Genomic DNA, 26,471 nt, shown 5'->3' on the forward strand with positions numbered 1-26,471 from the left:
GTTATCCACCCGTGCTTGTGGCGGCTGACTGCGCGATGTCTTGTGTGACCGAGCGCACCACCAAATCCGAGCCGAAGCCGTAACGTGCCCATCCGATACTGTCCAGCCGAACGCGACGTGCCTGATCTAGTTGACCGGACTGCCGCAGTGCCTCGGATTTGAGCAGCAGCAGGGTGGCCAGAAGGGCGGCGTTCTCGGCCTTGGTCATGACATTGATTGCTTTGTTCAATTCGGGCAGGGCCTCGGTGCCCTGACCCTGTGCCAAAGCAAAGGCTGCGGTTTGTGCCGTGATATGAGCGCGCTGAATTTCTGTTCCCGGGGTGGCGTTCAGGTATTTCAGGGCAATTTCATATTGCTGCTGCGCCGCCTCGGGGTCGTCGAATTGCCCCATGCGCCCTAGCAGATAATGCGGATAGGCGCGGCGGTGGTCGGTCCAGCCTTGCTGTTGACCAATTCGCGCTGCCTCGTTCGCAGCGTTGACGCGTTTGGCCGTACCAGCGCCAGCCCCCAAAGCGCGTTGAACTGCGTTAATCCAGGCCCGAGGTGTCTCAGTAACCTGTTGTGGCGCAACCCGATCCCCTCTGGGGTTCAGCCGGCTGAGTACGCCGGGCAGAACCGCTGCCACCTGTTCGCGTGTCATGCCATTTTGCAGCTCAGGCGCATAGGCTGCGCGCAGGATCAACATGTCGAATCCGGTCAGAACCGTGTGGAAATTGTCGTCGTTGAATACTGAATCGGTTAGGCGATAGAGGTCGTTCAGAGGTCCAAGTGCCTGAGCCAATTCTTCATGCAGGCAGTCCCGAATTTCCTGTGGGCTGGCATCGTAGGGGATGAATATCCCGATCCGTTCACGTTTTCGCAGTTCGGTCCAGTTGCTTTTGCTTTTGCGCCTGTCACGGCGGTATTCTTCCAGACTTGAAGAGTTGGGCACGACGAAACAGGCTGCCTGCGGCAGGATGCGGCGGATCTGTTTCTGGCTTACAGCCTCGATCGTGATGTTCGCCTGACCCTCTGGAATCTGCCGGATGTCGATCTTCGCCTCACGTTGCAACCGTGTCAGTAGCCGGCTCAGGTCGGTCTGCATCGTTGGTGGCGGTGTCCCAGTCAGACGCACCGTGATCGGTCCATCAAACCGGGTGAAGACCGGCAGTTCCGCGCCGCTTTCAAGCGCGAAATGCAGTGAGAGGAAGTCGGCAGCGATATTCTTGTTCGAACGGGCAGGCGGGCTTGGACGAGCAGCGCCGAAGGATTTAGACGGCGGCAGCGATGCTTCAATCACCTGGGTACGGGTCGGCGTCTCGATCCGGTCGACCGTGGTGCAGGCAGACAGCGCCGCCAGAAGTAGGGTTGCGCCTAAAAGCCTCATGGTCGCTGATACTTCAGGAACGGCGACAACTTGCCGATGCGGTCATAGAGTTTGCGTGCGGTATGGTTGTTTTCCTGCGTCAGCCAATAGACTGAGGGGGCTTTCTGCCTGTCCGCTTCTTCATAGACGGCCTCAATCAGGGCGCGTCCAACTCCGGTGCCTCGCGCTTCTGGGCGGGCATAGAGATCCTGCAGATAGCAGACACTTTCTTCCTTCCAGGCGTGGCGATGAAACAGGTAGTGGGTCAGTCCAAGCAGTTGCCCATCCAAATCCGCGACAAAACAGGAAAAGTCATTCGGATCATCACCTAAGAGCCGCGCAAAGGTGCTTTGGAAAGTCGAATCCGGCACTTTGGTTTCATAAAATGCCAGGTAGTCACGCCACATTTCGGCCCATTGATCCCGGTCTTCTGGTCGCAAGGGGCGAATTGTGAGGGCGTTAGACATTTTACTATTTCCTGCTCTGGAGGCCCGATTGGCGCGGGGTCTTTCGTTGATGTAATGCTGACACCCGACCGTACCGATGACAAGCTGTGATCACCGCTTGCTACGCGCCATAAAGGCCAGCCGTTCAAACAGATGTACGTCCTGCTCATTTTTTAGAAGCGCACCATGCAGCTTGGGCAGTGCATTCACACCGTCGCGTTTAAGGTCCTCAGCGCTCAAGTCCTCAGCTAAGAGCAGTTTCAGCCAGTCCAGCACTTCCGAGGTCGAGGGCTTTTTCTTCAAACCTTGCGTTTCGCGGATTTCGTAGAACTGGGTCAGCGCGGTGGTCAGCAGCGCATCTTTGATGCCGGGGTGATGGACTTCGACGATACGGCGCATCGTGGCTTCGTCTGGAAAGCGGATGTAGTGAAAGAAGCAGCGGCGCAGGAATGCGTCAGGTAGTTCCTTTTCGTTGTTCGACGTGATTATGACGATAGGACGGTTCTTGGCACGGATCGTCTCGCCAGTCTCGTAGACGTGGAACTCCATCTTATCGAGTTCTTGCAGCAGGTCGTTCGGAAACTCGATATCAGCCTTGTCGATCTCGTCGATCAGTAGCACAACCTTTTCATCCGCATCGAATGCCTGCCACAGCTTGCCCTTGCGAATATAGTTCGAGACATCATGCACGCGCTCTTCGCCAAGCTGGCTATCGCGCAAACGGCTGACCGCATCGTATTCATACAACCCCTGTTGCGCTCGGGTGGTGGATTTCACGTTCCACTCAATCATCGTCAGCCCCAGCGCGCCCGCGACCTGTTTCGCCAGCTCGGTTTTGCCGGTTCCGGGTTCGCCCTTGACAAGCAGCGGGCGTTCCAGCGTGACGGCGGCGTTCACGGCAATGTTCAGATCGTCGGTGGCAACATATTCTGCGGTGCCTTGAAAACGTGCGGTCATGGGACCCCTCATGTGGTTTCCGCGGAATGCGGGCTGGGTTTGCTCTGCTCGGGTTACAGAGAGGCAAGGTTATTTACAAGCCGGGCCGCAGCGTCGCGAAAGGATGGGATGGGCTGTAAGTCCAATCTGTTTTGGGCGATTCGTTCGGGGCGGGGTATCGCAGGGGTTGAAGCTGCCTGAAAAACGCCTTGCGAGAACCACAGAAAAACAAGGTTTTGTTGTTACAAGTCTCAATATTAGAGCAGTCGGAGTGACGCGGCGGCGAGGCATACGTTTGTGTAGTGACAATCTCTGCCCCGTCGGATAAACGCTCCGCAGAAGGGGGTGCCGAATGTCAGGTAATACAATCGCAACCGACGTTTCAGGCCATACCGAGGGAGCAAATATGAAGCAGGAAGTTTTTCTGCCGGAAGATTACCGTCCGGCTGAAGATGAACCTTTCATGAATGATCGCCAGCTTGAGTATTTTCGCCGCAAGCTGATGGATTGGAAGACAGAACTACTCGCAGGCAGCCGTGATACGATCGAAGGTCTGCAGGACAACACCCGAAACATTCCCGATGTCGCTGACCGCGCAAGCGAAGAGACCGACCGTGCGCTGGAACTGCGCACCCGGGATCGTCAGCGTAAGCTGGTGGCAAAAATCGACTCGGCCCTGCGCCGGATCGAAGAAGGGGAGTATGGATATTGCGAGAAGACCGGTGATCCGATCTCGCTCAAGCGCCTGGATGCGCGTCCTATCGCGACTATGACTCTTGAGGCGCAAGAGCGTCACGAGCGCCGGGAAAAGGTCCACCGCGACGATTGATCGCTGGGAAATTGCAACAAAACAACTTCGCCGGGGCCTGTCGCCTCGGCGTTTTTGCGTTATGGCAGACCCATGAATATCAATGGTCTGAATTTCTGCGTCATTGGCGGCGGCATTGGGGGCATGGCAGCGGCACTCGCACTGCGAAGTCAGGGTGCTCAGGTGACGGCTCTGGAACAGGCCCCAGAACTGACCGAAGTTGGTGCTGGATTGCAAATCAGTGCGAACGGGATGGCGGTACTGCGTGCGCTAGGCGTTGCTGGTAAGGTTCCGGAGGCCGGACAAATCTCGGGTGGGACCGTTCTGCGCGATTACCGTAATGGGCGCGTGATCAGTCGGGTCCCGGTCCCTGCCGCTGGGTCGACTTACTATTATCACCGGGCAGATCTGCTGGACCTGTTACACAAAGCCGCCTTGCGCTCTGGGGTGGATATTCGGCTGGATGCACGTGTCGCCACGGTTCATAAACACCCAAGCGAAGCCGAGATCGTTCTGGAAAGCGGCGAAAGGCTGCGTGCGGAATGCGCGATCGCCGCAGACGGTGGGCGCAGCGCTATCCGTCCGATCTTGAATGGCCCCGAGGTCCCGGTTTTCACCCATCAGGTTGCCTGGCGAGCAACGATTCCCTGGACCCAGCGAGAAGAACTGCCATGCGCGTCCTTGACGATGGGGCCAGGCCGGCACGTGGTAACCTACCCGCTGCGCGATCAACGCCTCGTGAACATCGTGGCCATAGAAGAGCGTTCCGACTGGAAAGAGGAAGGCTGGCGACGTCAGGGTGATCCCGACGACCTGCGAACCCGGTTCGCCGATTTTGGCGGACCGGTTGGTGACATATTGTCAAAGATTGACGAGGTTCACCTTTGGGCGCTGTTTCTGCGCCCCGTGGCGCAAATCTGGCAGAATGGGCGATTGGCCTTACTTGGGGATGCGGCGCACCCGACGTTGCCTTTTATGGCCCAAGGAGCTTGCCTGGCACTGGAAGATGCCTGGGTCCTGACACGCGCGTTCCAGGACAACTCAGGCGTCGCCCGCGCATTGGCTACCTATGAAGCCACTCGACGACCGCGTGCCAGGCAAGTGGTTGGCGCCGCAGGCGCAAATGCGCGTAATTTCCACCTTCGTGGGCCAATGAGGCTGGCCGCACAGGCCGCCTTAATGGCGGTTGGTCCACGCTTGGCACGGCGCTACGAGTGGATCTATAGCTACGACGCGACCGCGTAAGCGTTCACAGGTCGAGATCAACCCAGACCGGCACATGGTCCGAAGGTTTTTCGTGCCCCCTCACTTCGGCATCGATCCTGCAATCACGCATCAAATCTGCAGCTTGCGGCGTCAGAAGAAAGTGATCGATGCGAATCCCGTCGTTTCTGTTCCACGCGCCGGCTTGATAATCCCAGAATGAGTAATGACCGGGGCCTTGCGTTCGCGCGCGAAAGGCTTCAGTGAAGCCCAGATTCAATACCTTGCGGAATGCAGCGCGACTTTCGGGTCGAAAAAGCGCATCCTCGCGCCAGGCGTCGGGGCGCTTGGCATCTTCGGCCTGCGGGATGATATTGTAATCCCCGGCCATCAACGCGGGTTCCTCTGATGCCATCAAATCGCGGGCACGATCATAGAGGCGCTCCATCCACTCAAGCTTGTAGTCATATTTCGGCCCCGGCACCGGATTGCCATTTGGCAGATACAATCCGCAGATGCGCAGTGCTCTCTTTCCTATGACAGTAGCTTCGATCCAGCGCGCCTGCTCATCACTTTCATCACCGGGCAACCCACGGGAGACATCCTCAAGCGGCAATTTCGAAAGGATTGCAACGCCGTTGAAGCTCTTTTGCCCGTGGGTTTCAACGTTATATCCGCGCTCCTCGAAAATCTCGCGGGGGAAATTCTCATCGATTGATTTGATTTCCTGCAGCAACACGACATCGGGCTGCGCCTCATCCAACCAGCGAGGTAACGCCTCGGCGCGTGCCTTGATACCGTTGATGTTGAATGTGGCGATTTTCATGCGTGATCCTCCGGTGCCATTGGCAACCTATCGCGCAGAATACACGCAACGGCAAGTTGCCGTACAAGTTAGCGAGGCTCTGCCTCGCGCTCCGAGGTATTTTGGGCCAGATGAAGAAACGGATTCTTAACCATATTCGTCAAAACTGAGTATGCGGTACAGGCGGAGGCGCCGATGACCGCGCCAGGTGAAGCTCTCTGACTTTGACTGTCAGAGAGCGGATCCCTCTTCATCTGGCTAAAAATACCTTGGGGGTGTGGGGGCAAAGCCCCCACCGGAGCTACATCGAGAACGATGTGCCGCAGCCGCAGGACGAGGTGGCGTTGGGGTTCTCAATCACGAAGCGCGCGCCGATGAGTTCCTGTGTGAAATCAATTACCGCGTTCTCCAGAAACGGCAGAGAGATCGAGTCGACGATGACCTTTTGGCCTTTGCCCTCTAGCACCAAATCGTCCTCTTTCGGCACATCCAGGGCGATCTCATATTGAAATCCGGAACATCCGCCACCCTCCACAGCGACACGCAGGGCCTGGCCCTGATCTGCGGCACCGATTTCGGCCAGGCGTTCAAAGGCGCGTTCTGTGACTGTTGGGGGCAGATTCATGCCGGTCTCCAAAGGTTTATTTCCTTAGCATCGTACAATATATGGAACCTGACGACAGGCGACAAGGACAAGACCTTTGGACAGAGCGGGTTTTGCCTCGGACCCAGGCCGCGCAAGGGGGCGGCTTGTACCTGAGGAGGAAAGCAGTTTTCGGTCATGCTTTCAGCGCGACCGTGACAGGATAATTCATGCCAGCGCGTTTAGGCGCCTCAAACACAAAACCCAAGTGTTTGTTGAGCATGAGGGTGACAGTTATCGAACCCGCCTGACGCATTCCATAGAAGTGGCTCAGGTGGCCCGAACGATTGCCGGGGCCTTAGGCCTGAACGGCGAATTGACCGAAGCGGTCGCGTTGGCGCATGACCTCGGGCATACACCGTTTGGTCACACGGGCGAGGACGCTCTGCATGCGTTGATGGAGCCATATGGTGGCTTCGATCACAACGCGCAGGCCATTCGGATCGTAACCAAACTTGAGCGTCACTACGCCGAGTTCGATGGGTGCAACCTGACCTGGGAATGTCTGGAAGGGATAGCCAAGCACAACGGGCCGGTCACTGGTGCATTGCCTTGGGCATTGGCCGAGTGTAATCGGGGCTTTGACCTCGAACTTCACACCCATGCGAGCGCCGAGGCGCAGGTTGCGGCGCTATCGGACGACATTGCCTACAACAACCACGATCTGTTTGACGGATTGCGGGCGGGATTGTTCAGAGATGAAGACATTCAGCAGCTTCCCATAATTGATGCCTGTTTCGCCGAAGTGGATGCCAAATTTCCGGGTCTTGACCCTTATCGCCGTCGGCACGAGGCGCTCAGACGGGTATTTGGCGTCATGGTTTCGGATGTGATCGACACATCACGCGGGCTGATTGCAGCCTCGGGGGCGCAGTCGGTCGAGGATATCCGCCATCTGGGTTGTCCGGTCATTCAATTCTCGGATGATCTTTGGGCGAAGCTCAAACAGATCCGCGCCTTCCTGTTTTCGCGCATGTATCGCGCACCGAGCGTGATGGAAGTGCGCGCTAGGGTCAGCAAGGTGGTCGAGGAACTGTTCCCGATTTACCTGACCGATCCCAAACAGATGCCGCGCCATTGGCACAGCGATATCAAGGCGGCAACGGATGAAACCGCGCTGGCCCGCATCGTCTCGGATTATATTGCGGGCATGACCGACAGGTTTGCGTTGCAAGACCATGCCCGGCTGACCGGAGATCACTCGATCGCAATATAGGCGATGGCCCAGACCTGTTGGCTGGCTTGTGTTTGAGCCAGTTCAGCATCATCTGTGGGCGGGAAAACGATCATCGTGGGGCCGTAACTACCAATGCCCATCGGCACGCCATCCGCGTGGGTGGCCACGATGGGTTGATGTGTCTCGATGCTTTCCCATGGGATTTCAGCCTGATAGCCATCCATAGCCATGGGCAGAGCAGATTTGCCCCTCGCACCTGCCATCGTCATCACGTCGGACAACAGTGGGCCGGAAAAGGTATAGTCGCGCTGGTTCTCTGGCGGGCCGTAGGGGATGGTGATTTCGATCTGTTCCAACCCGTCCAGCATGGCAGCGTCAAAGCCTGCTGCACCGTCATGTGTGACTTCGAGAAAACCCAACAGCCCACCGTCGTTCTCAGCGCGCGCGGGCAGATTGGTTTCGGTGATGGCGCCACCGAGCGTCAGCAGTACGTGGCCTTGAGGTGAGGGCATCTCGGCCCATGTGGGCAGGGCGGTGGTCAGCAACAGGGCGAAGGGCAGGGTAAGGCGCATTCAGGGGCTCCGGTCACGGTTTTCCCCGACCTTAGCCCTGATAGCGGTTAATCCAAGCGCAAAATTTAGGCGTCCATTGACCTTGGCGCTTTGCGTGGTAAACCCCGCGGCAAGCAAAAGGACATCCGAAATGAACCTGTTTTCCGAGATCCGCGGCCTGGTACTGGACGCGCTGGCGCAGATGCAGTCCGAAGGCGCGCTGCCTGAGGGGCTGAGCTTTGACAACGTGGCGGTTGAGCCTCCGCGCGATGCGGCGCATGGCGATATGGCGACCAATGCGGCGATGGTACTGGCGAAACCGGCGAAGATGAAGCCGCGGGACATTGCGGATGTGCTGGCAGGCAAGCTATCTGCAGACGACCGGATCACCAGCGCCGAGGTGGCGGGCCCGGGCTTTCTAAACCTGCGGCTAGCGTCTTCGGTTTGGCAGGGCGTGCTGGCTGCGGTGCTGGAAAAGGGTACCGATTATGGCCGTTCGACCATGGGGCATGGTCAGAAGGTGAACGTGGAATATGTCTCGGCCAACCCGACCGGCCCGCTGCATGTGGGCCACACGCGGGGGGCTGTGTTCGGTGATGCGCTGGCAAGCTTGCTGGCCTATTCGGGCCATGAGGTGACCCGCGAATACTACATCAACGATGGCGGCGCGCAGGTGGATGTGTTGGCGCGGTCGGCATATGAACGGTATCGCGAGGCTAACGGGCTGAGCCCCGAGATCGCAGAAGGTCTCTATCCCGGCGATTACCTGATCCCGATCGGTCAGGCGCTGAAAGAGAAATACGGCGACAGCCTGATCGACAAGCCTGAAAGCGTATGGCTGGAAGAGCTGCGCGAATTCTCAACCGACGCTATGATGGACCTGATCCGCGCCGACCTGAAGGCGCTGGGTGTTGAGATGGATGTGTTCTTCTCAGAGAAGTCGCTCTACGGCACAGGGCGGATCGAGGCTGCGCTTCAGTCGCTAACCGACAAGGGCCTGATCTACGAAGGCGTTCTTGAGCCGCCCAAGGGTAAGAAGCCCGAGGATTGGGAACCGCGCGAGCAGACCTTGTTCAAGTCGACCGAACACGGGGATGACGTCGACCGCCCGGTCAAGAAATCGGACGGCAGCTGGACCTATTTTGCCCCGGATATCGCTTATCACTATGACAAGGTGAGCCGTGGGTTTGACGCGCTGATTGACGTGTTCGGTGCGGACCATGGCGGCTATGTCAAACGGATGAAGGCGGCGGTTTCGGCCCTTTCCGATGGTAAGGTGCCGCTGGATATCAAGCTGACCCAATTGGTGAAGTTGTGGAAGAATGGCGAGCCATTCAAGATGTCCAAGCGGGCAGGGAACTTTGTCACGTTGCGCGATGTAGTCGATCAGGTTGGGCCTGATGTAACCCGTTTCGTGATGCTGACCCGCAAGAACGACGCACCGCTGGATTTCGATTTCGACAAGGTGTTGGAACAAAGCCGCGAAAACCCGGTGTTCTACGTCCAATACGCCCATGCCCGCGTTATGAGTGTGCTGCGCCGCGCCGCTGAGGCCGGGATTTCTGCCGATGATACTACGCTATCAGGGGCAGATCTGGGCAAGATCGACCACGCCTCTGAGCTGACCGTTGCCAAGAAGCTGGCAGAATGGCCACGTCTGGTTGAAATCGCCGCTCGCACAAATGAACCGCACCGGGTTGCCTTCTATCTCTATGAATTGGCAGGAGATTTCCACGCGCTGTGGAACAAGGGCAATGACGAAACCCAGTTGCGCTTCATTCAGGATGGCGGTGTTGCCACAAGCCAATCGAAAATCGCACTGGCCCGGGCTGTTTCTGTTGTGATTTCAGCGGGCTTGGGTATTCTTGGCGTTACCCCGGCGCAGGAGATGCGATAACAAATATCGCCCGAACCGCCGGTCTGAGGCAGACAAGAAATGACCCGCGCGCCACTTTTTACGGCGCAATCGGGCGGTGAGGCGGAAATGGCACGTTACGATTACTCGGGGCAGCATAGCCCCGAGCAGATGCATTACTCGAATCAATCGCATCCTGAAGATGCGTATGATTATCCTGATGAAAGCTATAGCTATGATGACGCCCCGCGCGCAGGCGCTGGGCTGGGCCGTATTGTCAACGTGCTTGGGGCGGTTGCGTCTTTGGCGCTGGTCGCCGGAGTCGGCGTTTGGGGCTACCAACTGATCATGCGCGACGTCAGCGGGGTACCGGTCGTGCGTGCCGCCGAAGGACCCATGCGCGTGCAGCCCGAAAATCCCGGCGGGACGCCTGCTGATCATCAGGGCCTAGCGGTGAATGCAGTTGCCGCTGTCGGGACTGCTGCACCGCCGGCAGATCGTCTGATCCTTGCACCGCGCCCCGTGTCTCTGACTGATGAAGACACGCCCATGACCGCGCTTGAGGCCACAAATGCAGTGCAAGTGATTGAGGAACCCGCCACTGATCAGGCGATCGTGAACGCTCTGGCCGAAGGGCTCGCCGCCGAACCTCAGCTCGAACAGACGCCTGAGCAGGGCGTGCAATTGGCTTCCCTGGTCACGCCCGAAGAAGAGCCCGCGATTGATCCGGCTGATTACGCAGCGCAACAGCCCGACCCTAAGATTGCTGCACTGCCTGGTGTACGCCGGTCGCTGCGTCCGCATGTGCGTCCAGCCCGCGCTACGCCAAGTTCTATTTCGTCCAACAGCGCTACGGAAGCTGCGATCAATGCTGCAGTAAAGGCTGCTGTTGGTCTGGATGTTGATCCCGATACATTGACCAAAGGCACGCGACTTGCTCAGCTTGGGGCATACGAAAGCGCCGATGTGGCGCAGGCCGAATGGGCACGTTTGAATGGCCGATTTGGAGAATATATGGATGGAAAACAGCGTGTTATCCAGAAGACCTCAAGCGGAGGGCGAACCTTCTATCGCCTGCGTGTCATGGGGTTTGATGATCTGAGCGACTCGCGCCAGTTTTGCGCGGCCCTAGTCGCGCAGGGTGCAGACTGTATCCCGGTCGCCGTCCGGTGAGATTTGGCGCGGTTATCACCGATGCCGAAGGGCTGCGCCTGACGCCGGATGAAAAAGCTTTGTTCAAAGAGATGAACCCGTTCGGGTTCATTCTGTTTGCCCGCAACATCGAATCCGCTGACCAGACCCGCGCCTTGTGCGAGGACTTCCGCGCGGCGGTTGGCCGAAGTTGCCTAATCACCGTCGATCAGGAGGGGGGCCGCGTACAACGTCTGCGCGCACCTTTAGCCCGTGAATGGTTGCCCCCTTTGGATCATGTCGCGCATGCCGGAGATCAGGCCGAGCGCGCGATGTATCTGCGCTATCGTCTGATCGCGCATGAACTGCTGGAATTGGGCATCGACAGCAATTGTGCGCCGATGGTCGATCTGGCCCGCGAGGGTACTCATGCGTTCCTGAAGAACCGCTGCTATGGGTCCGATCCCGAAAAGGTTTCCGCGATTGGCCGAGCCGTTGCCAACGGACACTTTGATGGCGGAGTGTTGCCGGTAGTAAAGCACATGCCCGGCCACGGTCTGTCGACGCTCGACAGTCATCACGAGTTGCCGCATGTGGATCTTTCTCTAAGTGCACTGAAAGCAGCAGATTTTGCACCATTCCGCGCGCTGAACGACTTGCCGATGGGGATGACGGCGCATTTGGTTTATGACCAGATCGATCCACGGCCCGCAACGATTTCTGCTGGAATGATGACGATGATTAGGGAGCGCATCGGTTTCGACGGTCTGATTATGACCGACGATATCACGATGAAAGCCCTGAACGGCGCGCCCGCCGACTTGGCCCGAAAGGCACTGGACGCTGGATGCGATGTTGCTTTGCACTGCAACGGGGCCTTTGAAGAACGCGCGCAGGTGCTCGAAGCCGCTGGTGAGATGTCGGATGCGGCACAAGCCCGCGCAGATCGGGCGCTGGCCCGGAGACAACTGCCACAGGAACTTGACATCCAAGCCGCCGAGGCGGAACTATCTGCCCTAATGGGCGGGCAGGTATATGCAGGATAACCTTTTCAGCGAAGACCCGGTCTCGGTTGCCGATCGGCTGGCCGCCGAGGCTTTGATTGTGGACGTCGACGGGTTTGAGGGTCCGCTCGATGTGCTTTTGACACTTTCGCGTACGCAAAAAGTGGACTTGCGCAAAATCTCGGTTCTTGCGCTGGCTCAACAGTATCTGACATTTGTCGAAAAAGCGCGTCAGTTGAGGATCGAACTGGCCGCCGACTATCTGGTGATGGCCGCTTGGCTAGCTTTCCTCAAATCCCGCTTGCTGCTGCCCCCGGACCCGGATGATGAAGGCCCCTCGGGCGAGGAACTCGCCGCGCACCTCGCATTCCAATTGGAGCGTCTGCAGGCCATGCGCGATGCCGCTGCGCGCCTGATGGCGCGTGATCAATTGGGCCGCGATTTTTTCAAACGCGGGCAGGGTGAGGATGTTACGCGAATCCGCACCGTGACCTATTCCGCCACATTGCTGGACCTGATGCAGGGCTATGCGCGTATCCGCACGCGCGACGAGTTCCGCCCCTTCGTCATGGACCGCGACGCCGTTTTCACCATGGAACAAGCGCTTGAGCGGATGCGACCCCTGATAGGCTTTGCCGGTGCGTGGACGGATATGGAGACCTACCTGCCCGAAGGCTGGGATGCTGATCCGGTGCGGCGACGCTCGGCCACGGCTGCAACCTTCGCAGCCTCGCTTGAGCTGGTGAAAGAAGGACATATGGAGATCAAGCAAAGCGAGACCTTTGCGCCGATCCATCTGCGTAAGAGGACTGAGACACGTGACTGACGCCAACGAAGAGACAGGCACACTGTTCGAAGCGCCGCCCTTGGCGGAACAAGAACGTATGGTCGAGGCCGTGCTGTTTGCCAGCGCCGAGCCAGTGACGATTGGTGATCTTGAAGCGCGGATGCCCCATGGCAGCAATGCCGCGCAAGCTGTTGAATCGCTTCAGAAACGATACGAAGGGCGCGGGGTGCGTGTGGTGCGCGTTGGTGAGGCTTGGGCGATCCGCACAGCCCCCGATCTTGGCTTCCTGATGCAGAAGGAAACGGTTGAGACCCGCAAGCTTAGCCGGGCGGCCATCGAAACGCTGGCGATCGTGGCTTATCACCAGCCCTGCACGCGTGCGGAGATCGAGGAAATCCGGGGCGTGTCCGTTTCGCGCGGCACCATTGACCAACTGCTTGAGATGGAGTGGATCCGACTGGGCCGCCGTCGCATGACACCAGGCCGTCCGGTGACATTCGTCGTAACGCCTGAGTTTCTGGATCATTTCGGGCTGGAAAACGCCCGTGACCTGCCGGGCCTGAAGGAGTTGCGCGCAGCCGGATTGTTGGAGAATCGCCCACCCCCTGGTGCTGTGCCGCTGGGCGAAGGGCAGGGTGATGACGAGGACGAAGATCAAACCGAACTGTTCGAAGAAGAGTGATCGGACAGCCCTTTTATTGCCGCAGATCCCGCCTATCATAGGGTGCAGGAAACGGAGTTGAGCCAATGAACGCCAATCGGATCATCGATATGATCGTGCGCCGGGTGATGCGTCGCCTGGTGAACCACGGTGTGGACAAGGGTATTGATATGGCCAGCAAGGTGGGCCGCAAACCGGGGCAGTCTGATGTTGAGAATGGCCCCGAGGCGGATCGCCAGATGCGCGATGCGACCAAGCGCCAAAATCAAAGCGCAAAGCAGATGCGGCAGGTGTCGCGTCAGATGCGTCGGTTCATGAAGTTCTGAAACTCAGCCCACAGCTTTGAAATGCTTGGACAGTTTCAGGCCTTGACCCTGATAGTTCGAGGCAATCCCAGCACCATATAGCTGTGTCGGCATTTCGGCCATCTTCTCATAAACCAGGCGCCCGACGACTTGTCCGTGTTCCAACACAAATGGCGCTTCGTGGCAGCGCACTTCCAGCACCCCGCGTGATCCGGCACCGCCTGCTTCGGCATGTCCAAAGCCCGGGTCAAAGAATCCGGCGTAATGTACCCGGAACTCGCCGACCATAGCGAGATATGGGGCCATTTCAGCAGCATACATTGGCGGGATATGCACCGCTTCGCGGCTGACGAGAATGTAGAACGCGCCGGGGTCGAGGATGATGCGACCATCCTTGGTATGCACCTCTTCCCAGTATTCCTGCGGGTCGTATTCGCCGATCCGATCCAGATCGATCACCCCGGTATGGGGCTTGGCACGATAGCCGACCAGATCGGTATCGGGCAGTTGCAGATCGACCGAAAACCCCAACCCGTCCTGAATGACGGCTGGCCCATCAACCAACGGCGTTTGACCATGCAACGCGTTCAGCTCGGCGTCGCTCAGTACTGCCTGACCTTTGCGGAAACGGATCTGATTCAGACGCATTCCGGGGCGCACCAGAACCGAGAACGATCGCGGGCAGATCTCGGCATAAAGCGGACCTGTGTAGCCTGCGGGAACCCGGTCAAACTCGGTTCCGCCATCGGTGATCGTGCGCGTGAGCAAGTCGAGCCGCCCGGTCGAGCTTTTGGCATTGGCCACCGCACTGACGTCATCGGGCAGGGCGAGCGATTCCATCAGCGGCACCAGATAGACACAGCCCTTTTCCAGAACAGCGCCTTCAGTGATGTCGATGCGGTGCATTTCAAACTCGGCCAGACGATCTGCAACAGACCGTCCTTCGCCTGCCAGAAATGAGGCGCGCACCCGGTAAGCCACTGTTCCCAAACGTAGATCAAGGCTTGCCGGCTGCACCTGTGCAGGGATGATATCCGTGCTTGCGGCGATCTCACCGCGTGCAATCATCGCCTCAAGCTGTTGGTTTGGACAAACACCTGTCATCTCGATCCCCTCTGCTGCCAGAGCGGGATCTGGCCTATGTGCCATAAACGTCGGTGTGATTTGGTCGGGCTAGCAGGACTCGAACCTGCGACCTTCCGTCCCCCAGACGGACGCGCTACCAGGCTGCGCCATAGCCCGACGTTGAGGTGTTCATAAAGACTTTCCCGGCGGGGGCAAGAGGAAATCATCGCCTTTTTTGCTATCCCGCCGTGTGGTGTTCGACGCGATCCAGCCACCTGCGCAGGTCCTTGGCGATGGGTGCAATCTGGTGCAACAGCTCATCGTCATACTCGTCACGATTCCATGCCAGCGAGGCAATACCACCCATCAGCGGCGCTGCATCCAGCTCAGCCGGTATCGGTTTGGGTTCGGGGGTTGCGACGGGTTTCGGAGCCTCTGGGGCAGGGGAATGGGCGGTTTCGCCCAAATCCATGTCGATCTGGTTTGCGGATGGTTCCGGCGCTGAAGCGAACGGAACCACAGTATCGTCGATGCTGGGTGCGGGCGCGTTTTCGTCCAAATTGGGCGAAAGCGATGCAACATGCGCAACGCCCTGTTCCCGAAGTATACGCTGAACACCTTTGATGGTAATCCCGTCCTCGTGCAGCAGTTTCTTGATACCGCCCAGCAGACGCATATCATTGGGGCGATAATATCGCCGCCCACCGGCGCGTTTGACGGGTTTGACTTGGGTAAACCGGCTTTCCCAGAAACGCAGCACATGAGCCTGAACTCCGAGCCAGTCCGCAACTTCACTTATGGTGCGAAAGGCATCGGGGGACTTACTCATAACCTGGATGTCCTGAACTTACTTGCGGTTCCCTGCGGCGACGCGATCCTTCATCAGGTGCGACGGACGGAATGTCAGTACACGACGGGGCTGGATCGGAACCTCTTCACCGGTTTTAGGGTTGCGACCGATACGGGCAGTTTTGTCCCGAACGCTGAAGGTGCCGAAGGACGAAATCTTGACCTGTTCGCCACGCACCAGCGCGTCAGACATGTGGTTCAGAACGCTTTCGACCAGCTGTGCGCTTTCATTGCGTGACAGGCCAACCTCACGAAAGACGGCCTCGCTCAGATCCATTCGGGTCAGTGTTTTGTCGCCCATGCTTTTTCCCCTGTTGATGTCTGAGCATATGGCTATGCAAAATTCGCTGTCAATATCAATGAATTGCAGGAGGCTCTGTAAGCCGGATTGTGCCGGTCACCAACGCAGTGCGACCGCACCCCAGGCCAGACCGCCACCAATCGCCTCTGTAACGATCAGATCGCCGGTTTTGATCTGGCCGTTTTGCTTGCCCACCGACAGGGCCAGAGGGATGGAGGCTGCCGATGTGTTGCCATGGTCCTGAACGGTGACCACAACGTTATCCATCGGCAGGCCCATCTTCTTGGCGGTGCCCTGAATAATGCGGATATTGGCCTGATGCGGCACGATCCAGTCAACATCGTCGCTGGACAGACCTGCACGCTCCAGCGCGACTTCTGCGGTTCGGGCCAGTTTTTCGACCGCATGACGGAAGACCTGATTGCCCTGCATCCGCAAGTGGCCGGTGGATTGGGTCGAAACCCCGCCATCAACATAGAGAAGGTCTTTGTAGCGTCCGTCCGAATTCAAGTCGGTCGCAAGAATACCGCGATCATCCGAAGTGCCCTGACCTTCTTGCTCTTCCAGAACCAGTGCGCCCGCGCCATCGCCAAATAGCACGCAGGTCGACCGGTCGGTCCAGTCCATGATTCGTGAAAAGGTCTCGGCGCCGATCACCAGTACGCGCTTCGCCTGACCGGACAGGATCAGGGCGTTGGCGTTGCTGAGCGCAAAGACAAACCCTGCGCAGACCGCCTGTACATCGAAGGCAAAACCATTGGTCATACCCAACCGGGCCTGAACCATGGTTGCCGCCGAAGGAAAGGTCAAATCAGCTGTGGAGGTTGCCAGCACAATCGCGTCGATATCATCCGCCGTCAGTCCGGCATCAGCCAGTGCGGCTTCGGCCGCTTTGGTGGCCAGATCGGATGTGGTTTCGTCCTCGGCCGCGAAGTGTCGCCGCTCGATCCCGGACCGGGTGCGAATCCATTCGTCCGTCGTATCCAGCGTTTTCTCGAACTCAGAGTTCGGTACAACGCGCTCTGGCAAATAATGCCCGACACCTACAACAACTGAGCGGCCTGCCATGCTGGGGTACTGCCTTTTTTGTTATTATTCCGATTGAGACACGGAATGGGCCGCATCTTGTGCAAGTGCGGCTGTTGATGCAACCCGTGCCGCCAATTTTTCGGCGAAACCGGATTCAGCCAGAGTGAAGGCCAGCTTAACCGCTGCGGAAACGCCGGTTGCGTCCGCTCCGCCGTGGGATTTCACCACGGTTCCGTTGAGTCCCAGGAACACGCCGCCATTGACGCGGCGCGGGTCTATCCGCTTTTTCAGACGATTCAACGAGGTGATTGCCAGGATCGAGGCCAGCCGGGATAGGGGCGAGTATTTGAACGCTTCACGAAGCAAATCACCGATAAGGTTCGCGGTGCCTTCGCCGGTTTTAATGGCGACATTTCCAGTGAAGCCGTCGGTCACGATCACGTCAGCTTTGTCGCCGGGGATATCGCTGCCTTCGACAAAGCCCACGAATTCGAAATTCGCCTGATCGGCAAAGTCCGAGATCATCGCGTGGGCTTCTTTCAGTTCGGCGCGGCCCTTGTGTTCTTCGGTGCCGACATTCAGCAACCCGATCCTAGGGCGGCTGAGCGCCATACCGTTGCGCGCGTATGAAGCCCCCATCAGCGCGTATTGCAAAAGGTCCTTGGCATCAGCGCGCACATCTGCGCCGACGTCCAGCATCACGTTGAACCCATGCGGATTGCGCGAGGGCCACAGGATCGCGATGGCAGGGCGGTTCACGCCGGGCAGCTTGCGCAGCCGCAACATGGACATGGCCATCAGCGCGCCCGTATTGCCGCAGGACACTGCGCCGTGCGCTTCACCTGCACGCACCGCTTCCAGAGCGGACCACATCGACGTGCTCTTGCCGCTGCGGACAACCTGGCTTGGTTTGTCTTCCATCGTGACCACGTCCGGGCAATCACGAAAAACGACGCGCCCATCAAGGACACGCCGTTTGGCAACCAGCTTGCGTAGTTCCTGTTCCTGACCGTGCAGGATGAACCCGATCTTCGGGTTCTTGTCCGCAGATTTTGCAATGCCCGCCACAACGACGGCAGGGCCCGAATCTCCGCCCATAGCGTCAACCGAGATGATGATCCGTCCGGTCTGCGTGGGCTGATCCGTCATGCCTTGGCCTGCGTCCAATCAGGCTTAGGCCGCGTCTTCGTCCAGGTCGATTTCGTCGGCCTGAGCGACGACTTCACGATCGTCATAGTGGCCGCAAGATGCGCAAACGTGGTGTGGGCGCTTCAGCTCGCCGCAGTTCGGGCATTCGTTCGGGTTTGCAGCAACCAGAGCGTCGTGTGCGCGGCGGTTGTTGCGACGCGACTTGGAAACTTTGTTCTGTTGGACGGCCATGGTCTCAACCTTTGTCTGATATGGGCTGACAGATTCGCTGTCAGCCGGGTTACGTACTTTGTTTTCTCGTGGTTTGACGCGCGTTTAAGGGGCTTGCCCCGCAATGTCCAACCCAAATTCCAATGAGCGCGCGAAAATACTGCGATTCTCGTCATGTTCAAGCGGTTTTTCTGACGGCCTGCTATGACAGGAAATCCCTCGCCTGTCACTCGTCTTTTTTCATCGCATCCCGCAGCCCCGCCAAACCAGCGAAGGGTTTTACATCCTCATCTGTGAGGGCCTGTTTGCCCGGTTCGGTATAGTCTATCTGGCCCAGCTCAACTCCATCCTTCCGTGGATATTGGGGCAGGGCCAGCGACAGCGCTTCAACCATGATCAGCGCAGGATCGATCTCGGGGCCAAGCGGTTCGGTCTCGTCATCCTCGGGGATTTCGAACTCGGGCTCTTCCGGATCGCTCCAATCGGCCACAAAAACGCGACTCACCGGGGTGTCGATGCGTGTGGTCACAGGTTCCAGCGTCACGACACAAGGTTGGATCACCGTTGCGCCCAGCTTGCCAGAAAGCATCCAATCCCGTTTGCCCTGCGCGCGCAATTCGCCGACAAAGCTGAGCTTGCGCAGGCCAAGCAGTCCGAGCTCTTGTTTTATGGCCTCCAGCGCGTCGCCGGTCGGGCGCAACTCAAACGGGGTCGGAGCGTTTTGCGGCAGGTCTGCGACGCGTAAAGATGTCTGGTTGCTCATTCGTGAGGTTTTCCTGTGTTGAACCGGAGCCTTGGTTTCTGTAATCGGATAGGGTCCGCAAGGGGCCATGGCAAGAGGATGTGCATGTTGAAGGGTTTGAACAGGTTGAAACCAGCGTCGAAAACGCTTGTCTTTGCGGCCTGTCTGGCGGTCGCGGGCGCATGTTCACCAATCTTCAAGAATCACGGCTACGTGCCTCCGCCAGAGGATCTGGCCAAAATCAAGGTCGGCGTCGATACCCGCGATAGTGTTGAAGAAACCATCGGCGCGCCCAGCTCGGCGGGCGTGGTGCGGGATTCGGGCTATTACTATGTCGCCTCGCGCGTCCGTCATTATGGGCCCAAACGACCCGAGGTCGTTTCACGTGAACTGGTCGCGATCAGCTTTGATCAGCGCGGCGTCGTTCGCAATATCGAGCGGTTCGGCCTGGAAGACGGCTATGTCATCGTGCTGGATCGTCGCGTGACCGATTCCAACGTGGAAGACAAAGGCTTCCTGCGTCAGCTTCTGGGTAACATCGGTAACTTCAACCCGGCAAATATTCCTGGCGCAAACAACTAAAGCGACCAATTCTCTTGCAGTGGTCACAGGACAGTCACACATTCTGTAGTAAGGACCAGACAGATGTGACCGGTCAGCAACCGCAGGAGGATGCGACCATGGCGGTTTTGTTGGACAAGGGCCGATATCGCGCCCGCTTGGCGCAAACCGAGCAAGACGTGGCGGCGGCGCAGACGCTGAGGATGCTGACCTTTGCTACTGATGGTCAGGATTGTGATGCTTTTGACGAACGCTGCGCCCATGTTCTGGTCGAAGATCTGCAGGCCGGTGGGGCGTTGGTGTGCTGTTTCCGTATGCTGACAATGCAGGGCGGCTTTGAAATCGGACTCAGCTACTCGGCACAGTTCTATGACCTGTCGGCGCTACGCGATTTTACCGGACCGATGGTCGAGATGGGTCGGTTCTGTATCCACCCGGACTACAATGATCCGGATATCTTGCGTGTCGCGTGGGGCGCAATGACGGCGTATGTCGATCAGAAGGGGATCGAAATGCTGTTTGGTTGTTCGTCATTCGCTGGAACAGAAACTGCCGAATATCTTGACGCTTTTGCGATGCTCAAACACCGACATCTGGCACCAAGGCGATGGTTGCCGCGAGTCAAGGCGCCGGATGTGTTTCGCTTTGCGGCGCGCTTGCGCAGACGCCCTGATGTAAAACAGGCGATGCTTAGGATGCCGCCCTTGTTGCGCACCTATCTGATGATGGGGGGGTGGGTCAGCGATCATGCGGTGGTGGACAGGCACATGAACACCCTGCATGTGTTCACCGGCCTTGAAATCGGAGCAATTCCCCCAGCTCGTAAACGGTTGCTGCGCGCGGTGGCTGGGTGATTTGAGTATCTGGGAAAAGGTGAAGTTGGGGCGTTGACGCCTTGCTTTGGCCGGTTTAGCTGGCGGGTATGGCGAGAATTCCTTTATTGCAGATGTCCGGTATCTCTCTGACGTTCGGGGGTGATCCGGTGTTTTCCGATCTGGACCTTGTGGTTCAACCCGGTGATCGCGTCGCGCTGGTCGGGCGGAACGGGTCTGGCAAATCCACCTTGATGAAAGTGATGGCCGGGCTGGTCGAGGCCGATCAGGGTGAAATCGTCATCCCTCCGGGTAAATCAGTGGGTTACATGGAGCAGGATCCCGGAATGCAGGGATTCGCGACGCTTGGAGACTATGCCTCAAGCGGGTTGGAATCGGGCGAGCTGTATAAGGTCGAACGCGCGGGCGAAGGGCTGAAATTCGACCCTGAGCGTGCGGTCGAAACCGCTTCGGGTGGGGAAAAGCGACGCGCCGCCTTGGCCAAGCTGATGGCCGAAGCGCCGGACCTGATGTTGCTGGACGAACCGACGAACCACCTGGATATCGAGGCGATAGCGTGGTTGGAGCGTGAGTTGGGCTCGACCCGTGCAGCCTATGTTCTGATCTCACATGATCGCGCTTTCCTGCGTGCGTTGACCCGTGCGACGCTGTGGATCGATCGCGGAGTTGTGCGGCGGCAAGAACAGGGCTTTGCGGCCTTTGAAAACTGGAGGGATAAGGTCTGGGAAGAGGAGGATCAGCAGCGCCACAAGCTGAACCGCTTGATCAAGTCCGAGTCGCGATGGGCCGTCGAGGGTATCAGCGCCCGCCGCAAGCGCAATCAGGGTCGTGTTCGGGCGCTACAAGCCTTGCGCGCCGAGCGTGCAGCGCAGATCAAACGTCAGGGATCGGCTGCCATGACGTTGGAATCCGGTCCGAAATCAGGCCGCAAGGTCATCGAAGCCAATGGCGTTTCAAAGGCATTTGACTCTCAGCAGATCGTGCGCAATTTCGATCTTCTGGTTCAGCGCGGTGACCGTGTGGCCTTTGTTGGGCCGAACGGTGTGGGCAAGACCACGTTGCTGAAAATGCTGCTAGGTCAGGTCGAACCGGACGAGGGTTCGGTGGTGCTGGGTACTAACCTTGAGATCGCCGTGTTCGATCAGGCGAGGGCACAGCTGGACCCGGAAATGAGCCTGTGGGACAGCTTGACCGGCGATCCCGAGATGCGAGTCTCGGGCAAGGCCGATCAGGTGATGGTGGGTGGCCAACCCAAGCATGTAGTGGGCTATCTCAAAGAGTTTCTGTTCGATGACGCGCAGGCAAGAGCGGCTGTTAAGTCCTTGTCCGGTGGGGAAAAAGCCCGGTTGCTGTTGGCGAAACTGATGGCGAAAACATCGAACTTGCTGGTGCTGGACGAACCGACCAACGATCTGGATGTTGAAACGCTGGATCTGCTGCAGGAATTGCTGGACGACTATGATGGCACGGTGCTGCTCGTTAGCCACGATCGGGATTTTCTGGATCGGGTTGCGACCACAACCATCGCCATGGAGGGCAACGGGCGCGCGACCGTCTATGCTGGTGGTTGGTCCGATTACATCGCTCAGCGAGGTGATGTGGATGCGAAAAAGGAAGAAAAAGCAAGGCCTTCAAAGCCTAAAGTAAAGCAAGAGGCGAAGCAGAAGGCGGGGCTTTCATTTTCGGAGAAACACCGACTTGAGAAGCTACCAGCAGAGATCGCGCGCCTTGAAGCCGAGATCGCCAAGCTCGAAGAACTGATGTCTGATCCTGAGCTGTTCACACGCGAACCGATCAAGTTCCAGAAGGCAACCGATGCCCTGGTCGAACGGCAGGAAAAACTGTCAGCGGCTGAGGAAGAGTGGCTGATGCTTGAAGAGAAGGCCGAAGCCGGTTGAGTCCGAGTTGTACAACTTCAATCGACTAGATTGTCTGAGTTGTACAAACCTATGCACCGGTTTGCGCGTGCTCAAATGGGGCGGGCGGGGTTACCGACAACAGTTGCTCGGGCGGGGACGTCCTTCGTGACGACGCTGCCTGCACCGACGATGGCGCGGTCTCCGATCGTGACGCCGGGCATGATGATCGCGCCACCGCCGATCCAGACGTTTTCGCCGATTGTCACCGGGTGGTCGATTTCCAGACCCTGTGCGCGCAGGACTGGGTCTTTGGCGTGTTGGGCGCAATAGATCTGCACCGTGGGGCCGAGCATCGAGTCACTGCCGATGCGAACAGGCGCGGTGTCGAGAATGACACAGCCCGCATTCAGATACACCCGGTCGCCCAGCGACAGGTTCATTCCATAAGCGCAGTGGAACGGAGCCTCAAAATAGCAATCTTGCCCGATCCCCGCAAAGAGCGCCGCCAATTCGGGAGCTATAGCCCCTCGGTCATCGGGCGGGCAGGTGTTGTGGGCATGGACCGCGCGGCGTGCTTTCATACGAAGCACTTCCAGTTCGGGGTCGAGGCAGCAATACCACTCGCCTGCCGCCATTTTCTGCCGCTCGGTCATGAAACCCGTCTTAGCGCATCCGCAGGGCACCGTCGATGCGGATGACCTCTCCGTTCAGGTAGCCCATCTCGACGATGAACCCGGCCAGACGACCGTATTCGCGCGGGTCGCCGAGGCGAGCAGGGTTGGGGACGTCCGCCGCAAGCTGTTGCTGCACCTCTTCAGGCAGGCCGGCCAGCATCGGGGTCATGAAGATGCCCGGTGCGATGGCCATCACACGGATACCAGTCGAGGCCAGATCGCGCGCCATGGGTAGCGTCATGCCGACCACGCCGCCTTTCGAGGCTGCATAGGCCGCCTGACCTTTTTGCCCGTCAAAGGCGGCGATGGAGGCCGTGTTGATAATCACGCCGCGTGCGCCATCCGGTTCAGGATCATTCTTTGCCATCTCTGCGGCAGCAAGACGTGAGACGTTGAAGGAGCCGACCAGATTGATGTCGATGGTACGCTGGAACGCCGCCAGAGGGTGGGGGCCGTCTTTGCCCACAGTCTTAGCTCCAATCGCGATTCCGGCGCAGTTCACTGCGGCGGTGATGCGACCCATCTTGTCCATCGCATGTGCAATCGCTGAAGCGACCGAGGCCTCATGCGTCACATCGGTTTGCGCGAAATGTCCGCCGATTTCAGCCGCGACCTGCGGGCCACGCTCGGCGTCGCGGTCAAGGATGGTGACCTGCGCGCCGTTCTCGGCAAAGTGACGGGCTGTGGCTTCACCCAGGCCGGAGGCTCCGCCGGTGATCACCGCAGCGGTGGTTGAGAGTTGCATGGCGGGTTCCTTCCTGATCTGAACACTTGTTCAGATAATCCCAACCATGGCCTCCTGTCCAGTCACAGCTTTGATCAATCAAGCCTGCTGCGCTGCTGCATCGGCGTGACGCCAAACGCAGCCCGGTACACACGCGAGAAATGACCGGCGCTTTCGAAACCGCAGGCAAAGGCGACCTCGGTCACCGAAGATTCGGTCTGCAACAGCAGATTGCGGGCGCGGTCCAGCCGCAATTCCATGAAGTATTTCTTAGGCGAGGTGTTCAGGAATTTCCCAAACAGGCGCTCCAGTTGCCGGGTTGAGATGCCGATATCGCTGGCAATGACCGAGGGGGACAACGGGCTTTGGATATTGTCGGTCATGATGTGGATTGCCTTGGCCAGATGCGCGTTCCGCATCCCGTTACGCGATTGCAGCGAGACGCGCTGATCGGCAGTGGCGTTGCGCACGGCGTTATAGACCATCTGATCGGCCACTGCGACCGACAGGTCGTGGCCGTGGTCGCGTTCGATCAGGTGCAGCATCAAATCGGCGGTCGCGGTGCCGCCCGAGGCGGTCATGTGTTTTTCGTCGGCGACAAAGACGCTGCGAACAAGGTTGATCTCGGGGAAGGCCTCCATGAAAGCATCATGGTATTCCCAATGGATCGCCGCCTGCATCCCATCCAAAAATCCGGCCTCGGCCAGCAGCCATGCACCGGAACACAAGGCGCTGATATTGGTGCCCCGTGCCCGCTCTCGGCGCAGGGTTGCGAGCAGCGGACGCGAGACGTGATTGCGCATGTTTATTCCTGACAGAACAAACAGTTGGTCGCATTTTGGGATAGATCCCAATCCACCATGCACCAAAGTGACCGATCCGTTTGAACAGACCGCATGCTCAGCGTGTTCGGACAGGAAGGACCATCGATAAAGATCTTCCTCGGCCAGCAAATTTGCGATCCGCAATGGCTCGACCGCGCAGGAGAAGGCGAGATGCGAGAATTCCTCGACCAGTATGAATGCGTAGTGCTGTGTTTGGCTCATCGATAGGTCCGGAATCAGGGCGTTCTGACAGTTTTCTGCATGCTGCACGAAAACTAACTGTATACAACATGTATTTTTATACGATACCAGAGGGCAAGCTATCGATTCGCGGGATCGTGATGAAGGGGATCGGATGAGGGACGAAGGGAAATCACCAAAAGAGGCGTTGGCTGAGCATCTGAAGATGTCGGTTCTGACCCTGCGTTTGCGTCCCGGAGAAGATTTGGACGAGGCGCAGCTGTCGCAGGCCTTTGGCCTGTCGCGCACGCCTTTGCGCGAAGTGTTCCGGCAGTTGGCCGGTGAGGGGTATCTGGACCTGCGCACCCATCGCGGGGCGCGGGTGTCAGAGATGTCTCATACCACGCTACGCGATTTCTTTCTGGTTGCGCCGATGGTCTATGGCGCGGTGCTGCGTCTGGCCGCGGCGAATGCGACGCACGATCAGATCGATCAGTTGAAAGAGGCGCAAGAGACGTTTCGGCAAGCCTTGCGTACAGGCTCGGCTGAGGAGCGGACTCTGGCCAATACCCGGTTTCACGAGGTGACCGGAGAGATGGCGGGGAATGTCTATTTATCCCCATCGTTCAACCGGTTGCTGATCGATCACGCGCGGATCGGGATGACATTTTATCGCCCGCAGACCGCACGAATGGCTGAGAACCTTTCAGAGGCGAGCGACCAGCATGACGCCATCATCGCCGCCATCGAGGCGGGCGATGAGGCGGCTGCTGCGCAGCTGGCCGACGACCACTGGACCCTGTCACGCGATCAGATCGAGCTGTTCGTGATGCCCGAGGGGTTGGATTTTCCGCTGGGGCAGGTCCCCGGCAAGACTTCTGCATGAGGGACACATGACTCCGATCTTCAGATTTGAGGGTATTTATACGCCGGTGGTGACACCCTACGCGGCGGATGGTGGCGTGAACTGGGACGCGTTGGCCGAGGTGATCGAGTACCTGATCGAGAATGGTGTGCACGGGCTGATCTCGGGTGGGTCCACCGGCGAAAACTATGCGCAGACCGTCGATGAGCGGCTGGAACTGGCGCGCTTTACGCATGAACAACTGAAGGGGCGTGTGCCTCTGGTTGTGGGAACGGGGGCGATGCTGACCGGGGATTCCGTCGCTTTGGCCTCAGGTGCGCGAGACCTAGGCGCTGATGCGATCTTGTTGGCCAGCCCGCCGTATTCGGTGCCCACCGACCGCGAGAATGCGCTGAACGCTCTGGCAATCGACAAGGCGGCCGATCTGCCGGTGATGCTGTACAACTATCCGCACCGGACCGGCACGATGATGGGGGAAGAGTTTCTGGACCGCGTAGGCCGCAGCCGGAATTTCTGTGGCATCAAGGAAAGTTCGGGCGATATCAACCGGGTGCATCTGCTGGCGCGGGACTACCCGCATATCCAACTTGGTTGTGGCATGGATGATCAGGCGCTGGAGTTCTTCGCCTGGGGAGCGCCGTTCTGGGTCTGTGGCGGGTCGAACTTTCTGCCTGCCGAACACGTGGCGCTGTATCAGGCTTGTGTGATCGAGGGCAACTTTGCCAAGGGCCGTCGCATCATGAGCGCGCTGATGCCGCTGATGCGGGTGCTGGAGCAGGGCGGCAAATTCATCCAGACGATCAAGCATGGCGTCACCATGAACGGGATCGATGCAGGCGTGGTGAGGCCGCCTCTGAAAGGTTTGAACAAAGATGACAAACGCGCGCTGGAACAGGTGACGCGCGTTCTGAAACGCAAAATCGCAGATATTGTGGCGGAGGGTTAAGGC

The 26,471-nt window shown here is 58.4% G+C and carries 30 protein-coding genes and 1 tRNA gene; 14 read left to right on the forward strand and 17 right to left on the reverse strand.

The window, feature by feature from the left end; genetic code table 11:
- Position 1 precedes the first annotated feature (1 nt).
- The 3 genes from ACR0DK_RS09950 to ACR0DK_RS09960 form a co-directional block, all read right to left on the reverse strand.
- On the reverse strand, positions 2-1,366 hold the full coding sequence (locus ACR0DK_RS09950) for a DUF2927 domain-containing protein (RefSeq protein ID WP_170406392.1): 1,365 nt from the start codon (positions 1,364-1,366) through the stop codon (positions 2-4).
- Positions 1,363-1,812, reverse strand: coding sequence for a GNAT family N-acetyltransferase (locus ACR0DK_RS09955; protein WP_170732427.1), 450 nt, complete (start codon positions 1,810-1,812; stop codon positions 1,363-1,365). The genes ACR0DK_RS09950 and ACR0DK_RS09955 overlap by 4 nt, the downstream gene beginning before the upstream one ends.
- A gap of 90 nt (positions 1,813-1,902) precedes the next feature.
- On the reverse strand, positions 1,903-2,748 hold the full coding sequence (locus ACR0DK_RS09960; protein WP_170396653.1) for an AAA family ATPase: 846 nt from the start codon (positions 2,746-2,748) through the stop codon (positions 1,903-1,905).
- Between the two features lie 385 nt (positions 2,749-3,133).
- On the opposite strand from ACR0DK_RS09960, the gene dksA reads away from it, so the two are divergent.
- Together dksA and ACR0DK_RS09970 are read left to right on the forward strand one after the other, a co-directional pair.
- Positions 3,134-3,556, forward strand: a complete 423-nt coding sequence (dksA, locus tag ACR0DK_RS09965) for an RNA polymerase-binding protein DksA (RefSeq protein ID WP_074736317.1) — start codon at positions 3,134-3,136, stop codon at positions 3,554-3,556.
- A 72-nt stretch (positions 3,557-3,628) separates the two neighbouring features.
- On the forward strand, positions 3,629-4,780 hold the full coding sequence (locus ACR0DK_RS09970) for an FAD-dependent monooxygenase (protein WP_480735968.1): 1,152 nt from the start codon (positions 3,629-3,631) through the stop codon (positions 4,778-4,780).
- A 4-nt stretch (positions 4,781-4,784) separates the two neighbouring features.
- On the opposite strand, the gene xth is transcribed toward ACR0DK_RS09970, so the two are convergent.
- Both xth and ACR0DK_RS09980 read right to left on the reverse strand, forming a co-directional pair.
- Positions 4,785-5,564, reverse strand: coding sequence for an exodeoxyribonuclease III (gene xth, locus ACR0DK_RS09975; RefSeq protein ID WP_170406381.1), 780 nt, complete (start codon positions 5,562-5,564; stop codon positions 4,785-4,787).
- 280 nt (positions 5,565-5,844) lie between these two features.
- Positions 5,845-6,168 (reverse strand): HesB/IscA family protein, encoded by a 324-nt coding sequence (locus tag ACR0DK_RS09980; RefSeq protein ID WP_170396659.1) that lies wholly within the window; start codon positions 6,166-6,168, stop codon positions 5,845-5,847.
- A 76-nt stretch (positions 6,169-6,244) separates the two neighbouring features.
- Between ACR0DK_RS09980 and ACR0DK_RS09985 the strand changes: the two genes are divergently transcribed.
- Positions 6,245-7,402 (forward strand): deoxyguanosinetriphosphate triphosphohydrolase, encoded by a 1,158-nt coding sequence (locus ACR0DK_RS09985; RefSeq protein ID WP_480735971.1) that lies wholly within the window; start codon positions 6,245-6,247, stop codon positions 7,400-7,402.
- On the opposite strand, the gene ACR0DK_RS09990 is transcribed toward ACR0DK_RS09985, so the two are convergent.
- Positions 7,384-7,935: a putative pterin-binding protein gene (locus tag ACR0DK_RS09990; RefSeq protein WP_480735973.1), complete on the reverse strand. Its 552-nt coding sequence runs from the start codon at positions 7,933-7,935 to the stop codon at positions 7,384-7,386. The two genes, ACR0DK_RS09985 and ACR0DK_RS09990, sit on opposite strands and share 19 nt — an antisense overlap.
- Positions 7,936-8,065: 130 nt before the next feature.
- Here ACR0DK_RS09990 and argS point away from each other — a divergent pair, with 130 nt between their 5' ends.
- The 6 genes from argS (at position 8,066) to ACR0DK_RS10020 (ending at position 13,678) form a co-directional block, all read left to right on the forward strand.
- Positions 8,066-9,811 carry an arginine--tRNA ligase gene (gene argS, locus ACR0DK_RS09995; protein WP_480735975.1) on the forward strand — a complete coding sequence of 582 codons (1,746 nt, stop codon included), beginning with the start codon at positions 8,066-8,068 and terminating at the stop codon, positions 9,809-9,811.
- A 39-nt stretch (positions 9,812-9,850) separates the two neighbouring features.
- Positions 9,851-10,942 carry an SPOR domain-containing protein gene (locus ACR0DK_RS10000; RefSeq protein ID WP_255612079.1) on the forward strand — a complete coding sequence of 364 codons (1,092 nt, stop codon included), beginning with the start codon at positions 9,851-9,853 and terminating at the stop codon, positions 10,940-10,942.
- Positions 10,939-11,946, forward strand: a complete 1,008-nt coding sequence (nagZ, locus tag ACR0DK_RS10005; RefSeq protein WP_480735977.1) for a beta-N-acetylhexosaminidase — start codon at positions 10,939-10,941, stop codon at positions 11,944-11,946. Before ACR0DK_RS10000 ends, nagZ begins: the two co-directional genes overlap by 4 nt.
- The gene (locus ACR0DK_RS10010) at positions 11,936-12,730 is read left to right on the forward strand and encodes a segregation and condensation protein A (protein ID WP_170509855.1); all 795 of its coding nucleotides are present in this window, start codon (positions 11,936-11,938) and stop codon (positions 12,728-12,730) included. The genes nagZ and ACR0DK_RS10010 overlap by 11 nt, the downstream gene beginning before the upstream one ends.
- Positions 12,723-13,373, forward strand: a complete 651-nt coding sequence (gene scpB, locus ACR0DK_RS10015) for an SMC-Scp complex subunit ScpB (protein WP_170396671.1) — start codon at positions 12,723-12,725, stop codon at positions 13,371-13,373. Before ACR0DK_RS10010 ends, scpB begins: the two co-directional genes overlap by 8 nt.
- Before the next feature lie 65 nt (positions 13,374-13,438).
- The gene (locus tag ACR0DK_RS10020; protein WP_170396673.1) at positions 13,439-13,678 is read left to right on the forward strand and encodes a hypothetical protein; all 240 of its coding nucleotides are present in this window, start codon (positions 13,439-13,441) and stop codon (positions 13,676-13,678) included.
- Between the two features lie 3 nt (positions 13,679-13,681).
- Here ACR0DK_RS10020 and ACR0DK_RS10025 read toward each other — a convergent pair whose 3' ends face one another.
- The 8 genes from ACR0DK_RS10025 to ACR0DK_RS10060 form a co-directional block, all read right to left on the reverse strand.
- Entirely contained in the window at positions 13,682-14,761 is a 1,080-nt protein-coding gene (locus ACR0DK_RS10025) for a 2'-deoxycytidine 5'-triphosphate deaminase (RefSeq protein WP_480735980.1), read from the reverse strand.
- Positions 14,762-14,822: 61 nt separating this feature from the next.
- Positions 14,823-14,899 (reverse strand) — tRNA-Pro (locus ACR0DK_RS10030).
- A 61-nt stretch (positions 14,900-14,960) separates the two neighbouring features.
- Positions 14,961-15,551 (reverse strand): MerR family transcriptional regulator, encoded by a 591-nt coding sequence (locus ACR0DK_RS10035; protein ID WP_480705049.1) that lies wholly within the window; start codon positions 15,549-15,551, stop codon positions 14,961-14,963.
- An 18-nt stretch (positions 15,552-15,569) separates the two neighbouring features.
- Complete coding sequence (ihfA, locus tag ACR0DK_RS10040) at positions 15,570-15,872, reverse strand: integration host factor subunit alpha (protein WP_008755922.1); 303 nt, start codon at positions 15,870-15,872, stop codon at positions 15,570-15,572.
- 96 nt (positions 15,873-15,968) lie between these two features.
- Positions 15,969-16,940, reverse strand: a complete 972-nt coding sequence (locus ACR0DK_RS10045) for a beta-ketoacyl-ACP synthase III (protein WP_170509411.1) — start codon at positions 16,938-16,940, stop codon at positions 15,969-15,971.
- A 24-nt stretch (positions 16,941-16,964) separates the two neighbouring features.
- Complete coding sequence (gene plsX / locus ACR0DK_RS10050) at positions 16,965-18,050, reverse strand: phosphate acyltransferase PlsX (RefSeq protein WP_170396680.1); 1,086 nt, start codon at positions 18,048-18,050, stop codon at positions 16,965-16,967.
- Between the two features lie 24 nt (positions 18,051-18,074).
- Positions 18,075-18,281, reverse strand: a complete 207-nt coding sequence (rpmF, locus tag ACR0DK_RS10055) for a 50S ribosomal protein L32 (protein WP_008756996.1) — start codon at positions 18,279-18,281, stop codon at positions 18,075-18,077.
- 205 nt (positions 18,282-18,486) lie between these two features.
- Positions 18,487-19,023, reverse strand: coding sequence for a YceD family protein (locus ACR0DK_RS10060; RefSeq protein ID WP_170567032.1), 537 nt, complete (start codon positions 19,021-19,023; stop codon positions 18,487-18,489).
- Between the two features lie 84 nt (positions 19,024-19,107).
- On the opposite strand from ACR0DK_RS10060, the gene ACR0DK_RS10065 reads away from it, so the two are divergent.
- The 3 genes from ACR0DK_RS10065 to ACR0DK_RS10075 all read left to right on the forward strand — a co-directional run bounded on the left by ACR0DK_RS10065 (position 19,108) and on the right by ACR0DK_RS10075 (position 22,294).
- Positions 19,108-19,584 carry an outer membrane protein assembly factor BamE gene (locus tag ACR0DK_RS10065; protein ID WP_170396685.1) on the forward strand — a complete coding sequence of 159 codons (477 nt, stop codon included), beginning with the start codon at positions 19,108-19,110 and terminating at the stop codon, positions 19,582-19,584.
- 98 nt (positions 19,585-19,682) lie between these two features.
- Positions 19,683-20,417 carry a GNAT family N-acetyltransferase gene (locus tag ACR0DK_RS10070; RefSeq protein WP_223118271.1) on the forward strand — a complete coding sequence of 245 codons (735 nt, stop codon included), beginning with the start codon at positions 19,683-19,685 and terminating at the stop codon, positions 20,415-20,417.
- Between the two features lie 68 nt (positions 20,418-20,485).
- The gene (locus tag ACR0DK_RS10075) at positions 20,486-22,294 is read left to right on the forward strand and encodes an ABC-F family ATP-binding cassette domain-containing protein (protein ID WP_480735983.1); all 1,809 of its coding nucleotides are present in this window, start codon (positions 20,486-20,488) and stop codon (positions 22,292-22,294) included.
- A 71-nt stretch (positions 22,295-22,365) separates the two neighbouring features.
- On the opposite strand, the gene ACR0DK_RS10080 is transcribed toward ACR0DK_RS10075, so the two are convergent.
- The 3 genes from ACR0DK_RS10080 to ACR0DK_RS10090 all read right to left on the reverse strand — a co-directional run bounded on the left by ACR0DK_RS10080 (position 22,366) and on the right by ACR0DK_RS10090 (position 24,699).
- On the reverse strand, positions 22,366-22,908 hold the full coding sequence (locus ACR0DK_RS10080) for a sugar O-acetyltransferase (protein WP_170567034.1): 543 nt from the start codon (positions 22,906-22,908) through the stop codon (positions 22,366-22,368).
- A 10-nt stretch (positions 22,909-22,918) separates the two neighbouring features.
- Positions 22,919-23,674, reverse strand: a complete 756-nt coding sequence (locus tag ACR0DK_RS10085) for an SDR family NAD(P)-dependent oxidoreductase (RefSeq protein WP_480735985.1) — start codon at positions 23,672-23,674, stop codon at positions 22,919-22,921.
- Between the two features lie 74 nt (positions 23,675-23,748).
- Positions 23,749-24,699 carry a GlxA family transcriptional regulator gene (locus ACR0DK_RS10090; RefSeq protein WP_170396693.1) on the reverse strand — a complete coding sequence of 317 codons (951 nt, stop codon included), beginning with the start codon at positions 24,697-24,699 and terminating at the stop codon, positions 23,749-23,751.
- 133 nt (positions 24,700-24,832) lie between these two features.
- On the opposite strand from ACR0DK_RS10090, the gene ACR0DK_RS10095 reads away from it, so the two are divergent.
- Together ACR0DK_RS10095 and ACR0DK_RS10100 are read left to right on the forward strand one after the other, a co-directional pair.
- Entirely contained in the window at positions 24,833-25,543 is a 711-nt protein-coding gene (locus ACR0DK_RS10095; RefSeq protein ID WP_170396695.1) for a GntR family transcriptional regulator, read from the forward strand.
- Positions 25,544-25,550: 7 nt separating this feature from the next.
- Positions 25,551-26,468 carry a dihydrodipicolinate synthase family protein gene (locus ACR0DK_RS10100; RefSeq protein WP_170509877.1) on the forward strand — a complete coding sequence of 306 codons (918 nt, stop codon included), beginning with the start codon at positions 25,551-25,553 and terminating at the stop codon, positions 26,466-26,468.
- Positions 26,469-26,471 lie beyond the last annotated feature (3 nt).

This window comes from Ruegeria sp. CE6 (assembly GCF_056537485.1).

Coding starts and splice junctions, on each gene's coding strand:
- ihfA (WP_008755922.1), bottom strand. CDS start 15,872: ATGGGCGACAAAACACTGACCCGAATGGATCTGAGCGAGGCCGTCTTT.
- ACR0DK_RS09955 (WP_170732427.1), bottom strand. CDS start 1,812: ATGTCTAACGCCCTCACAATTCGCCCCTTGCGACCAGAAGACCGGGAT.
- ACR0DK_RS09990 (WP_480735973.1), bottom strand. CDS start 7,935: ATGCGCCTTACCCTGCCCTTCGCCCTGTTGCTGACCACCGCCCTGCCC.
- ACR0DK_RS10010 (WP_170509855.1), top strand. CDS start 11,936: ATGCAGGATAACCTTTTCAGCGAAGACCCGGTCTCGGTTGCCGATCGG.
- ACR0DK_RS10090 (WP_170396693.1), bottom strand. CDS start 24,699: ATGAGCCAAACACAGCACTACGCATTCATACTGGTCGAGGAATTCTCG.
- ACR0DK_RS09960 (WP_170396653.1), bottom strand. CDS start 2,748: ATGACCGCACGTTTTCAAGGCACCGCAGAATATGTTGCCACCGACGAT.
- ACR0DK_RS10100 (WP_170509877.1), top strand. CDS start 25,551: ATGACTCCGATCTTCAGATTTGAGGGTATTTATACGCCGGTGGTGACA.
- xth (WP_170406381.1), bottom strand. CDS start 5,564: ATGAAAATCGCCACATTCAACATCAACGGTATCAAGGCACGCGCCGAG.
- ACR0DK_RS09950 (WP_170406392.1), bottom strand. CDS start 1,366: ATGAGGCTTTTAGGCGCAACCCTACTTCTGGCGGCGCTGTCTGCCTGC.
- ACR0DK_RS10085 (WP_480735985.1), bottom strand. CDS start 23,674: ATGCAACTCTCAACCACCGCTGCGGTGATCACCGGCGGAGCCTCCGGC.
- ACR0DK_RS10000 (WP_255612079.1), top strand. CDS start 9,851: ATGACCCGCGCGCCACTTTTTACGGCGCAATCGGGCGGTGAGGCGGAA.
- ACR0DK_RS10075 (WP_480735983.1), top strand. CDS start 20,486: ATGGCGAGAATTCCTTTATTGCAGATGTCCGGTATCTCTCTGACGTTC.
- ACR0DK_RS10060 (WP_170567032.1), bottom strand. CDS start 19,023: ATGAGCAACCAGACATCTTTACGCGTCGCAGACCTGCCGCAAAACGCT.
- plsX (WP_170396680.1), bottom strand. CDS start 18,050: ATGACGGATCAGCCCACGCAGACCGGACGGATCATCATCTCGGTTGAC.
- ACR0DK_RS10095 (WP_170396695.1), top strand. CDS start 24,833: ATGAGGGACGAAGGGAAATCACCAAAAGAGGCGTTGGCTGAGCATCTG.
- ACR0DK_RS10070 (WP_223118271.1), top strand. CDS start 19,683: ATGGCGGTTTTGTTGGACAAGGGCCGATATCGCGCCCGCTTGGCGCAA.
- ACR0DK_RS10035 (WP_480705049.1), bottom strand. CDS start 15,551: ATGAGTAAGTCCCCCGATGCCTTTCGCACCATAAGTGAAGTTGCGGAC.
- rpmF (WP_008756996.1), bottom strand. CDS start 18,281: ATGGCCGTCCAACAGAACAAAGTTTCCAAGTCGCGTCGCAACAACCGC.
- ACR0DK_RS10020 (WP_170396673.1), top strand. CDS start 13,439: ATGAACGCCAATCGGATCATCGATATGATCGTGCGCCGGGTGATGCGT.
- ACR0DK_RS10080 (WP_170567034.1), bottom strand. CDS start 22,908: ATGACCGAGCGGCAGAAAATGGCGGCAGGCGAGTGGTATTGCTGCCTC.
- ACR0DK_RS09970 (WP_480735968.1), top strand. CDS start 3,629: ATGAATATCAATGGTCTGAATTTCTGCGTCATTGGCGGCGGCATTGGG.
- ACR0DK_RS09980 (WP_170396659.1), bottom strand. CDS start 6,168: ATGAATCTGCCCCCAACAGTCACAGAACGCGCCTTTGAACGCCTGGCC.
- ACR0DK_RS10065 (WP_170396685.1), top strand. CDS start 19,108: ATGTTGAAGGGTTTGAACAGGTTGAAACCAGCGTCGAAAACGCTTGTC.
- argS (WP_480735975.1), top strand. CDS start 8,066: ATGAACCTGTTTTCCGAGATCCGCGGCCTGGTACTGGACGCGCTGGCG.
- ACR0DK_RS10025 (WP_480735980.1), bottom strand. CDS start 14,761: ATGACAGGTGTTTGTCCAAACCAACAGCTTGAGGCGATGATTGCACGC.
- dksA (WP_074736317.1), top strand. CDS start 3,134: ATGAAGCAGGAAGTTTTTCTGCCGGAAGATTACCGTCCGGCTGAAGAT.
- ACR0DK_RS10045 (WP_170509411.1), bottom strand. CDS start 16,940: ATGGCAGGCCGCTCAGTTGTTGTAGGTGTCGGGCATTATTTGCCAGAG.